This window comes from Pseudomonas paraversuta, assembly GCF_904067025.1.
GTDB classification, from domain to species: Bacteria; Pseudomonadota; Gammaproteobacteria; order Pseudomonadales; family Pseudomonadaceae; genus Aquipseudomonas; species Aquipseudomonas paraversuta.
The window spans coordinates 1,265,094-1,276,567 of the sequence record NZ_CAJFDA010000001.1 but is presented as its reverse complement, the minus strand read 5'-3'; the positions used below and the strand labels follow the sequence as shown (position 1 = coordinate 1,276,567).

Annotated in this window: 8 protein-coding genes, 6 tRNA genes and 1 pseudogene; 1 reads left to right on the top strand and 14 read right to left on the bottom strand. The window is 56.6% G+C overall.

Translation table 11 applies throughout. The features are described from left to right. Positions 1-3: 3 nt before the first annotated feature. From JQ848_RS06090 to JQ848_RS06045, 10 genes and pseudogenes are all read right to left on the bottom strand, one after another. A complete protein-coding gene (locus tag JQ848_RS06090) occupies positions 4-1,026 on the bottom strand; it encodes an ABC transporter substrate-binding protein (protein WP_010655782.1) in 1,023 nt (340 codons plus the stop codon). Continuing rightward, a complete protein-coding gene (locus JQ848_RS06085; protein ID WP_003442573.1) occupies positions 1,023-1,571 on the bottom strand; it encodes a sigma-70 family RNA polymerase sigma factor in 549 nt (182 codons plus the stop codon). The genes JQ848_RS06090 and JQ848_RS06085 overlap by 4 nt, the downstream gene beginning before the upstream one ends. Before the next feature lie 125 nt (positions 1,572-1,696). Next, a pseudogene (locus tag JQ848_RS06080) lies at positions 1,697-2,483 on the bottom strand (phosphate/phosphite/phosphonate ABC transporter substrate-binding protein). 18 nt (positions 2,484-2,501) lie between these two features. After that, a complete protein-coding gene (locus JQ848_RS06075) occupies positions 2,502-3,443 on the bottom strand; it encodes a fatty acid desaturase (RefSeq protein WP_202210358.1) in 942 nt (313 codons plus the stop codon). Between the two features lie 188 nt (positions 3,444-3,631). Next, positions 3,632-3,707 (bottom strand) — tRNA-Gly (locus JQ848_RS06070). A 5-nt stretch (positions 3,708-3,712) separates the two neighbouring features. Next, positions 3,713-3,788, bottom strand: a tRNA-Glu gene (locus JQ848_RS06065). Positions 3,789-3,962: 174 nt separating this feature from the next. Next, a tRNA-Gly gene (locus tag JQ848_RS06060) sits at positions 3,963-4,038 on the bottom strand. A 5-nt stretch (positions 4,039-4,043) separates the two neighbouring features. After that, positions 4,044-4,119 (bottom strand) — tRNA-Glu (locus JQ848_RS06055). A 103-nt stretch (positions 4,120-4,222) separates the two neighbouring features. Continuing rightward, positions 4,223-4,298, bottom strand: a tRNA-Gly gene (locus tag JQ848_RS06050). Positions 4,299-4,300: 2 nt separating this feature from the next. Continuing rightward, positions 4,301-4,376 (bottom strand) — tRNA-Glu (locus JQ848_RS06045). 307 nt (positions 4,377-4,683) lie between these two features. On the opposite strand from JQ848_RS06045, the gene JQ848_RS06040 reads away from it, so the two are divergent. Next, positions 4,684-5,439, top strand: a complete 756-nt coding sequence (locus tag JQ848_RS06040) for a hypothetical protein (protein ID WP_202210357.1) — start codon at positions 4,684-4,686, stop codon at positions 5,437-5,439. Positions 5,440-5,554: 115 nt separating this feature from the next. On the opposite strand, the gene JQ848_RS06035 is transcribed toward JQ848_RS06040, so the two are convergent. The 4 genes from JQ848_RS06035 to secA form a co-directional block, all read right to left on the bottom strand. Next, entirely contained in the window at positions 5,555-6,499 is a 945-nt protein-coding gene (locus JQ848_RS06035; RefSeq protein ID WP_160626938.1) for a Nudix family hydrolase, read from the bottom strand. Beyond that, the gene (locus JQ848_RS06030) at positions 6,496-7,128 is read right to left on the bottom strand and encodes a glutathione S-transferase (protein WP_202210356.1); all 633 of its coding nucleotides are present in this window, start codon (positions 7,126-7,128) and stop codon (positions 6,496-6,498) included. The genes JQ848_RS06035 and JQ848_RS06030 overlap by 4 nt, the downstream gene beginning before the upstream one ends. Positions 7,129-7,177: 49 nt before the next feature. Continuing rightward, positions 7,178-8,395, bottom strand: coding sequence for a bifunctional glutamate N-acetyltransferase/amino-acid acetyltransferase ArgJ (gene argJ, locus JQ848_RS06025; RefSeq protein WP_003442593.1), 1,218 nt, complete (start codon positions 8,393-8,395; stop codon positions 7,178-7,180). A gap of 116 nt (positions 8,396-8,511) precedes the next feature. Then, complete coding sequence (gene secA, locus JQ848_RS06020) at positions 8,512-11,265, bottom strand: preprotein translocase subunit SecA (RefSeq protein ID WP_202210355.1); 2,754 nt, start codon at positions 11,263-11,265, stop codon at positions 8,512-8,514. Positions 11,266-11,474: the final 209 nt, after the last annotated feature.

Below are 11,474 nucleotides of genomic sequence, written 5' to 3'. Positions count from 1 at the left end.
GCGTTAATCGGCTTTGAGGGCCGCATCGACCTTGGCCGCGGCATCGGGGGTGACCCAGGCATGCCAGATCTGCGGCTGTTCACGTAAAAAGGCTTCTGCCGCCTTGCGTGGCTCGGTACGTTTTTCGCTCATCCGGGCCAGGGTGGTGTTCAACAGGTCGATAGGGAAATCGACTTTTTCATAGAACTCCACTAACTGCGGGTATTGAGCTTTAAAGGGGGCCGATACACCAATGGCCAGTTTTGCCGGTAATGAGCTCGTACCTTTGGGATTGGGGTTGTTGGCATCAGCCAGGGTTTTCCAGGCTTCGGCATCAAACGCCGGTTCTTCCAGCTTGATCAGCTTATAGCGCCCGATCAGCGGGGTTGGCGACCAGTAGTAAAACAACACGGGCTTGCCACGGCGAATCGAAGAACTGACTTCTGCGTCCAGCGCAGCGCCCGAGCCGGTGCGGAAATTTACAAAATCCTTGTCCAGGCCATAAGCCTTGAGCTTTTGACTGTTTACAATTTCAGAGGTCCAGCCGGTCGGACTATTGAGAAAACGCCCGCGGCTCGGGTCTTCCTGATCGCGGAATACTTCTTTATAGCGCGCCAGATCCTTTACCGACTTCAAGTCGGGGGCCACGGCCTTGATGCCTTTTTCAGGGTCGCCCTTGACCACGTACTCCGGCACCCACCAACCCTCACTGGCGTTTTTGACGATGTCACCCAGACCGAACACCTTGCCTTCAGCCTCGGCCTTGACCCACACCGGGCTGCGCCCTGCCCATTCTTCGCCAATCACCTGGATGTCGTTTTTGGCCAGCGCCGCTTCGAGGCTGACGGTACTGCCGGGCAAGGTATCCGTGGCAACGCCGTAGCCTTTTTCGGTAATTAAACGCAGTACTTCAGTGATCAGGCTGCCGCTTTCCCAAGTGATATCACCGAAGTGCACGGGTGCAGCCGCAGGCGCGGCCAATACCGGTTGCGTTGCGATCCCCAGTGCCAGCAGCGTGCCGCCGAGCCATTGTTTAAGGTTGTTCATAGCGAGTCTCTTGTTATGAAGGGGCTTTGTTTCGGCAGTGCAGCGTCGCTTATCAAGCAGCGGCCAAGGGCAAGGCTCATGTAATCGCTGACAGAGCGCCGGGAAATACCCAACTGCGCCGCTATTTCTGGATACGTAAGACCATTGACCCTTGAGAGCAGAAAAGTGTTCCGAACCTTTTGCGGCAAACCGTCGAGCAGCGCGTCAATCATCTGCAAGGCTTGATGAGCCTGGGCCAGCGCCTCGGGTGATGGCGAACAAAGCGCAAGTTCATGCTGCATCTTCATCAGATACGCCTGCTCCACGTCTCGGCGGCGCCAGCGCTGGTAAATCAAGCGTCGGGCAATGGTGGTCAAAAGGGCACGGGGTTCGCGGATCGACATCCCCTGCCCGACGCTCAAAAGCTGGGTAAAGGTTTCGGCCGCAATGTCTTCAGCGTAGCTGCTGGAACCGGGGTAGCGGCGCAAACGCGCCTGCAGCCAGCCATGATGGGTGCGATAAAGCAGTCCCACATAGTCTCGGTGAGAGGTGTCGGCGCCGGACATAAAGGCTCCAAAAGAAGTAAAAACGGTATGTCCGGTGATCCGGTGCGGCGATCCTATCAAAGGCATTTATTCAATTTAAATACTAAAAACACATTTAGTTATTCGTTATTTGACTAAAAAAACATCTAAGCCAGTACTGCATATCCACATTCGGTGGCGACTCGCTGAAGATCGAGTACAGGTTGATAATCCACTTCGCTGACCGGCAATACCTCCTGCACACCCAATACAGCCCTGACCTGCGGCAATTGCTGCAAAGCCTGATTCATTGCCCGGCGAATCTGCTCTGCACCACCGCGCCCGGTGCCGAGCGCGGTGATGTAAGGTGGGGCTGTTTTCGGTACGTGCCACAGTGCGTAAGCCCGCAACCTCTGCCGGGGCGTAACGGGCCAGACAGTCAAAGGTGACACTGTCGATGCAAGCCAGGTCAGCCCATCCTTCACGCACATGGCGCAGGCTTTGTTGATGGGCACCGCTGATGGCCACGCTGGCAAAGAATCGTCCACCCTGCTGCAACGGCGCCAGACGGTGACGAAACAGGTTCATGCCGCTGTTGGAGTGCAGGTCGTTGATCACCCCGCGACTGCCCTTGAAGTCAGCCAGATCGGTACGCGGGTCGGTGGCGCGGCTGACGATCAAACTGCAGTGGTTGCCCGCGCTGCTGTCATTCAGTTCATAGCGCGGGCGACCCACCAGCTGCACCTGACCGCGCAACAGGGTCATCAGCGGGTAACCACAGGTCTGGGTCAGCAACAGATCCGGGGACCTGAACAACTCAAGCAACTCCAGCCCCCGGCCATCACGCCGAGGTACATCCAGTAGCTCCACAATTCGAGTCAGCCACTGCTCACTGGCAACCTTCACCGGTTGCGGCGCAACGTACATCACGAGTTCTGCATAACGTCCCGGCATCGGGTGCTCCCTGTGGGTTCAATTGAACGGGTGCTGCGGGCTATCAATCGGCTGCAGGCCGTGACCACGAATCAATTCGCCATACCCCCGTACCAGAAAGCCGCCACTGCGTTGTTGCCATTGGGCACGCCGCGCCTGATAGATTGCGGGCAAGTAAAACCATGGCACACCAGGCAGATCATGGTGCACCAGATGCAGGTTCAGATTCAGGAACAGCCAGGTCCAGGGCCAGCCCGCTTCGTTAAGCACCGTGCGCTGCTCGGGACGTACAGCGGGCCGATGTTCATAAAAGGAGCGAATGGCGCCCACCGACAGCGCCGGCACGCTGACAAAAAATACATACTGGCAAACTGTCACTTCACTGTAGCGGGCAATAAAAGCAAACATCAGCAGCGTCAGACAACCGTGGGTCAGCCACATGCGCCAGGCCCGGGCATCACCACTGAGCAAGCGTTGCAGTTCTTGTCCAGCCAGGCCGGCCAACGACAGAGGCGCCCCCAGCAGCAGTCGTCCCAGCACGGTTTTGTTCAACCAGTGCACGCCGCGCAGCGTTTTAGAGCTGCCCTGCCATCGCGCCTGGCTCAAATAGCGGCTTTCCGGATCAACCCCCGGCACAGTCAGGTCATGGTCGCGGTGATGCAACAAATGGCTGTCGCGGTACAGGGTGTATGGATACCACACGGCAAAAGGGGCATAGCCCAGCAGCTTGTTGAACCACTCAAAGCGGGTGGGATGACCGTGCAGCAACTCGTGCTGCAGCGACATCCACAACACTACAACCGGAATCAGTAATCCGCTGGCCCACCAACTGCCAATCAGCGAACTGCCGAGCAGCAAGGCAAACCATGCGCCGGGCACGGCAATCAACAATAACCATGTGGGCCATTGGGTCCGGCCGGTGAATGTGCGGGACAAGGCCAGGATGTCCCGGCGCTGGGCGCTATCGAAATAATGCGACATCTGCGGAACTCAACACAGGTTTGAATCCATCTGTGGCGCGAGTCGTACTTTTCTTGCAGATCGTTTGGTTATGGGCTTAGAGCGTTTGGCGGGGGTACCGGTGGGATTAAAACGCTGAAACGCAAAAAGCAGCCCTAAGGCTGCTTTCTGGAGTTTTTTGCAACTGCGTAGCTCCAAAAAACAAAATTTGGAGCGGGAAACGAGACTCGAACTCGCGACCCCGACCTTGGCAAGGTCGTGCTCTACCAACTGAGCTATTCCCGCAATAATGGCGTCCCCTAGGGGACTCGAACCCCTGTTACCGCCGTGAAAGGGCGGTGTCCTAGGCCACTAGACGAAGGGGACGTTGCCCGAAACGTACACTGTACATTTCAGTGTCAGCCGCATTAACCGCAGTTAACGCTCTGACTTTTCACTCAACCTTGTCGAAACAAAGTTGCTGGGTGAAGCAAAAAAAAAACAGCCAATGGCTGATTTTTCATGTTTCCTGGACTATGCGTAGCTCCAAAAAACAAAATTTGGAGCGGGAAACGAGACTCGAACTCGCGACCCCGACCTTGGCAAGGTCGTGCTCTACCAACTGAGCTATTCCCGCAATAATGGCGTCCCCTAGGGGACTCGAACCCCTGTTACCGCCGTGAAAGGGCGGTGTCCTAGGCCACTAGACGAAGGGGACGTTGCCCGAAACATACACTGTATATTTCAGTGCCAACCACATTTACCGAAGTTAATGCTTTGGCTTTCACTCAACCCCGCCCGAGAGCGTGATTGCTTAAAAATGGAGCGGGAAACGAGACTCGAACTCGCGACCCCGACCTTGGCAAGGTCGTGCTCTACCAACTGAGCTATTCCCGCAATGGCGTCCCCTAGGGGACTCGAACCCCTGTTACCGCCGTGAAAGGGCGGTGTCCTAGGCCACTAGACGAAGGGGACACGCTACAACTTCACTGGTTACATGCGTTTGGCTGTTCGCTTTACGCTGCAATTGGCGCGCATTCTAGGGATGGATTGGGAAGTCGTCAACCCCATTCTTAAAATATATTGAAATCAATGACTTCCCTCTCCTTTAGGCTTTTTCATGCGCAGTATGTCGCCGAACTCCTGACGTCTATATTCCGTCATCTCCCAAGGCGTTATGATTGACAGCATTAGGTGATGGCAATTTGTACCTATCGATTCCCAGCTTCTTTTTATAGAGCCGGCAGACCACCCTGAAGAGGTTCTAACGTTGACTCCTTCCATGATCGCCCTGCTTGTCATAGGCGGGATCGCACTTCTGATCGCCATCGGTTACATGAACCATGTGGTGGAAAACAAAAACCTGGAAAAGGCCCGCCTCAAGGTCGAGCACAACGACCGCATCCGTCGCCTGAGTGAAGTGAACGAAACGTTTCCAGGGCAAATGATGTCCCCTGCCCTGAAACTTCTACTGACTCGGCTCGAGCTCAACGCCACCCAGCGACTGTTACTCCTGAACAAATCCAGTGCTGCATTGAAAGCCCGGGTTGCCGAGCTCAATGCCCTGCTCGTGCAAGGCGAGTCGATACCGGTCAACAACCCTCCGCGCCCGATTCTCACCGAAGCCAAAGCCAAGGATGTGCGTTTCCAGCTGGAAACACTGCACGGCCAGATCACCCGCGCCACCAAGGATCGAGTGCTGGCGACCAACGAAGCCAAGCAGTGGCTCAAAGAAATCCGTCACCTGCTGGTGATCTTGCATATCGAATTTTTCAACAACCTTGGCCAGCTGGCCCTGCAGCAGAATCAGCCGGGCCAGGCGCGCCTGGCCTTTGAGCGTGGCGTGCAATACCTGCGTAAACAGCCTGACGCGCAGTACAGCGCCCAGCTCAAGGCGTTTGAAGCTCAGCTGGCCCGCGCCAACGCAATGTTGCAGAACGGGCTTGAGCCGTCCACGGACGAGGTCAATGAACTGACCGAGGGACTCAGAACAGATGAGACCGACGGCGACTGGAAGAAAAAAGCCATTTACGACTGAAGGCCGACGCGCCCTGCATAGCAAAACCCGGCAGGCGCCGGGTTTGGTTATTCAGGCACAGCGTTTTAAATCAGGGCGCAATCACTCGACTGCCAGAACCCCTGCAGATTGCGTATCAAGCCTCAGGCCAGAGTGCGCGAATCCCGGCAACACCTTGCGCACCAATCGCCCATGCCTGTTGAAGATCATCCGGCCCCAGGCCGCCCAGCAAAAATACCGGCTTGCTGAAGCCGGCAACCAGTTGCTGAGCCTGCTCCCAACCCAAAGGTTGCGCATCAGGGTGGGTCTGAGTGGGCAGAACCGGTGACAGGGTCACGAAATCCACATCCATTTGCTCAGCCAACGCCAACTCTTCTGCGTTGTGACATGAGGCTGCCAGCCAGCGATCTTTCGCCAGAGGCCGCCCCTTGGACGCGTACTTGCGCAGTTGCGCAGCAGTTAAATGCCAGCCCGCCGAAGGAAAGTCACCCAGCCACTCCAGTGGCCCCTTGAGCATCAGTTGCGCCTTGCCCGCACACAACCCCGTAGCATCTACAGCCAGATCACGGTACTTGGGGTCATAACCATTGGGGGCTCGCAGCTGAACCAGTTTGATGCCGCCAGCAATGGCCTTCTTCAGCCCCCGTAGCAGTTCCGGCGTTTCCAGCCCGTCCGGAGTAATCAGGTACTGATCAGACAAACGGGCAGCGGCCACGATCGGCTCGTTAGCCGCCGGAAACTGGTAATCAGCCAATTCGCGCGCAGAGACCCAGGCCACTGGCTGGCCTTCTACCCCATGTGGCTCACCTGCAAAGGCCGAGACTTCCCAGACATCCAGCAAGACCTGTTTGTCAGGGTAATCATGCTGCACCTTGATCAAGGGGCGAGCCGATTCAACCCTGATCCCCAACTCTTCTTGCAGTTCACGACCCAGAGCAGCCTCAACCGACTCACCAGCCTCAACCTTGCCGCCAGGAAACTCCCAAAGCCCGCCTTGATGCTGGGAATCTGCACGACGTGCGATCAGGATTTTACCGTCTGTACCTCGAATAACGGCCGCAGCCACATGAACTCGTTTCACCCTTGTACTTCCTCTAATCCGGCCTGTTGCCAGGCTTTGAACGCGGGCCATTGGTAAATGGCTTCAACATAGGCGGCATCTTCAGCCGACAGAGCTACACGATAGGTATGAAGACGGACTGCCACCGGTGCGAAAAAAGCGTCCACCAGGCTCAGAGGCCCGAACAGATACGGCCCGCTTTCGATTGCCAGTGCGCGGCACTCTGCCCACAACGCACTGATTCTTTCGATATCGGCCCGAGCTTCGGCAGGCATGGACGCCAACGCCTGATCGTGGCTCAAATCAAAGGGCAAGTTTGCCCGCAAGCCAAAAAAGCCGCTGTGCATTTGCGCACATGCCGATCGGGCCTGGGCCCGCGCGGCGATATCTGCCGGCCACAATTGAGCAGCCGGGAATTGCTCATTCAGGTATTCGGCAATTGCCAGAGAATCGGCAATGGTGCCGTGTTCGGTCTGCAACAAGGGTACTTTGCCCGTTGCCGAGTACTGCAGGATCAAAGCCCGGGTATCGGGCTGACCCAGCTTGATCATCTGTTCGCTATACGAAACACCTGCAAGTTCCAGCGCCAGAGCGGCACGCAAGGACCAGGATGAGTACAACTTGTCGCCAATGATCAGATGCAAGCTCATGGTGGGCCGTCCTTTTGACGAATACAGGGTACTTGTTGCAGAACCGGATTTAAGTGCGGTATTCGGCGTTGATTTTCACGTACTCGTGGGACAGGTCAGTGGTCCAGATGGTTTCACTGCACACACCGCGGCCCAGTTCGATACGAATGGTGATTTCTTCCCGGGCCATCACTGCCGAGCCCTGCTCTTCGGTATAACTGACCGAACGCGCACCACCGCTGGCGATACATACTTCACCCAGGTACACATCGATTTTGCTCACGTCCAGATCAGGTACGCCAGCACGGCCTACAGCGGCCAGGATGCGACCCCAGTTCGGATCAGATGCAAAGAGTGCCGTTTTGATCAGTGGCGAATGGGCAACGGTGTAACCCACGTCCAGGCATTCCTGATGGTTAGCGCCGCCATTCACTTCAACAGTGACGAACTTGGTTGCACCCTCACCGTCACGCACAATGGCTTGCGCCACTTCCATGCAGACCTCTAACACTGCCTGTTTCAGGGCAGCGAACAGCGGGCCGTTGGCTTCGGTGATCTCAGGCAGGTCGGCTTTGCCGGTAGCAATCAACATGCAGCAATCGTTGGTCGACGTATCACCATCGATGGTGATGCGGTTGAACGACTTGTTGGCACCGTCAAGCAGCAGGTTTTGCAGCACTTCACGGGAAACCTTGGCGTCGGTCGCGATGTACCCGAGCATGGTGGCCATGTTGGGACGAATCATCCCCGCGCCTTTGCTGATACCGGTCACGGTGATGGTTACACCCTCGTGCTCGAACTGGCGGCTGGCACCTTTGGGCAAAGTGTCAGTAGTCATGATACCGGTGGCCGCTTGTGCCCAGTTGTCCTCGGAAAGGTCGTCCAGAGCGGCTTGCAGTGCGCCTTCGATTTTCTCGACCGGCAGCGGCTCACCGATTACCCCCGTGGAATACGGCAGAACCGAATTGGCATCAACCCCTGCCAGTTCAGCGAGCTTGTCGCAGGTACGGGCAGCCGCGATCAGACCCGGGGTACCGGTGCCCGCATTGGCATTGCCGGTGTTGGTCAGCAGGTAGCGGATCGCGCCCTGAAAACGTTGCTTGGCCAGGATCACCGGCGCAGCGCAAAACGCATTCAAAGTGAATACGCCTGCAACGCTGGAGCCTTCGGCGCAGCGCATTACCACGACATCCTTGCGTCCCACACGCTTGATACCGGCAGAAGCAATACCCAGTTCAAAACCGGCAACCGGGTGCAAAGTAGGCAAAGGACCAAGACCAACAGCCATGACGCGCTCCTAAATAAGTTCTGTGCGCCGCCGCGAAAGCACGCAAATTCAATGGTAAAACGCCGCGACGGCTAATGCCGGTCGCGGCGCAGGTACTTCAGCAGTTGGAACGGGTTTTAATTGATTTGCCCGTGGCAATGCTTGTATTTCTTGCCCGAGCCGCAGTAGCACAGCTCATTGCGACCCAGCTTCGGCTCATTACGAACAGGCTCGGTAGCCGGTACGACGTCTTCAACATCGGCACCCTGCAGCACTTCAGCCAGCGCTTCGGGCTGATCGAGGCCCGGTGCTTCGGCATGCTGGAACTGCATGCGTGAAGCCAGGTCTTCCGCTTCCTGACGCAGACGAGCCTCTTCTGCTTCCGGGTCTTCGCGACGAACCTGTACATGGGACAGCACACGGATCGAATCGCGCTTGATCGAGTCAAGCAGCTCGGAGAACAGGTTGAACGACTCGCGCTTGTACTCCTGCTTCGGGTTCTTCTGCGCATAGCCGCGCAAATGGATACCGTGGCGCAGGTGATCCATGGTCGACAGGTGGTCTTTCCACAAGTCATCCAGTACACGCAGCACAATTTGTTTCTCGAAGGTGCGCAGCGCTTCCGGGCTCGCCTGCTCTTCTTTCTCGTTATAAGCCGCCAGCAACTCGTTCAGCAGCTTCTCACGCAGGGTTTCTTCGTACAGGTGGTCGTCTTCATCGAGCCATTGCTGGATCGGCAGCTTCACCCCGAAACCGGTTTCGATAGCCGACTCCAGACCTTTGACGTCCCATTGTTCCGGCAACGACTGCGGTGGAATATGCGCGCTGACAGTGCTTTCAAGAACGTCCTTGCGGAAGTCGGCGATGGTTTCACCGATATTGTCCGCAGCAAGCAACGTGTTACGCATGTGATAAATCACTTTACGCTGTTCGTTGTTGACGTCATCGAACTCCAGCAATTGCTTGCGGATGTCGAAGTTGCGGCCTTCAACCTTGCGCTGCGCCTTTTCGATCGCGTTGGTCACCATACGGTGCTCAATCGCTTCGCCGGACTGCATGCCCAGGGCCTTCATGAAGTTCTTCACCCGATCAGAGGCGAAGATGCGCATCAGGCTGTCTTCAAGGGACAGGTAGAAACGGCTGGAACCCGCATCACCCTGACGACCGGCACGACCGCGCAATTGGTTGTCGATACGGCGCGACTCGTGACGCTCGGAAGCGATCACATGCAGGCCGCCCGATTCCAGCACTTGCTGGTGACGTTTTTGCCAGTCGGCCTTGATCTGTGCGATCTGCTCCGGAGTCGGGTTCTCAAGGGAAGCCACTTCCACTTCCCAGTTGCCGCCCAACAGGATGTCAGTACCACGACCGGCCATGTTGGTAGCGATGGTCAGTGCCCCAGGACTACCGGCCTGGGCAATGATTTCAGCTTCTTTTTCGTGGAACTTGGCGTTCAGAACCTTGTGCTCGATACCTTCCTGCTTCAACAGGTTGGACATGTGCTCGGAGGTTTCGATGGTGGCCGTACCTACCAGCACCGGACGGCCCTTGGCCATGCAGTCCTTGATGTCAGCCACAATCGCCGCGTACTTCTCGTCAGCGGTGAGGAACACCAGGTCGTTGAAGTCTTTACGTGCCAGGGGCTTGTTCGGCGGAATGACCATCACCGACAGACCGTAGATCTGGTGGAATTCGAACGCTTCGGTATCAGCCGTACCGGTCATGCCGGACAGCTTGTTGTACAGACGGAAGTAGTTCTGGAAGGTGGTCGATGCCAGGGTCTGGCTTTCAGCCTGAATGCTCAGGCCTTCTTTGGCCTCGATAGCCTGGTGCAAGCCTTCGGACAGACGACGGCCCGGCATGGTACGGCCGGTGTGTTCGTCGACCAGCAATACCTGACCGTCTTCAACAATGTATTCAACGTTGCGGTTGAACAGCTTGTGGGCGCGCAATGCGGCATAGACGTGGGTCAGCAGGCCCAGGTTGTGTGCGGAGTACAGGCTCTCGCCCTCTGCCAGCAGACCGATCTGGGTCAGCATGTCTTCAACGAACTGGTGACCGGCTTCGTTCAACTCAACCTGACGGGTCTTTTCATCGATAGTGAAATGACCGGCTTTGGTCACTTCGCCCTCGACTTCCTCGACATGCAACTCAAGGCGCGGGATCAGCTTGTTGATTTCGGTGTACAGCTTGGAGCTGTCTTCGGCCTGGCCGGAGATGATCAGCGGAGTACGGGCTTCGTCGATCAGGATCGAGTCGACTTCGTCGATTACGGCAAAATTGAGCTCGCGCTGGAATTTCTCTTCCATGCTGAAAGCCATGTTGTCGCGCAGGTAATCGAAACCGAATTCGTTGTTGGTGCCGTAAGTGATGTCGGCAGCATAGGCTTCACGCTTTTCCTGAGGCGGCTGGAACGGCGTGACAACACCGACCGTCAGGCCCAGGAATTCATAGAGCGGACGCATCCAGTTGGCATCTCGACGAGCCAGGTAGTCGTTCACGGTTACAACGTGTACGCCCTTGCCCGACAATGCGTTGAGATAAACACCCAGGGTTGCTACCAGGGTCTTGCCTTCACCGGTGCGCATTTCTGCGATCATGCCTTCGTGCAAGGTCATGCCGCCGATCAGCTGGACATCAAAGTGGCGCATGCCCATGACCCGCTTACCCGCTTCGCGGCACACCGCAAAGGCTTCTGGCAACAACTGGTCGAGGGTCTCACCTTTGGCTATGCGGGCCTTGAACTCTTCGGTCTTGGCGCGCAATTGCTCATCGGTCAGGGCAACCATCTGCTCTTCGAAGGAATTGACGACCTGTACTGTCTTGAGCATGCGTTTGACTTCGCGCTCGTTCTTGCTTCCAAAAAGTTTCTTTAACAAAGGCGCAAACATATCGGCAGGATCTTCCACACATAGGGATGGAGGGCGGCCCCGAGAGTCGCCCGAGCAGCCCTGATGGCCGCATGCGAGCGAGCATTCTACCCGGAAACGTCGGTGAGGAAAGTGGCGTTATTCCACGATACTGGTGCAGCGTTGTGACGGGGCCTCACTAAAATAAGGGCTTTTTGCTGAACTTCAACCCATGGAGAGCAGAAGTTACT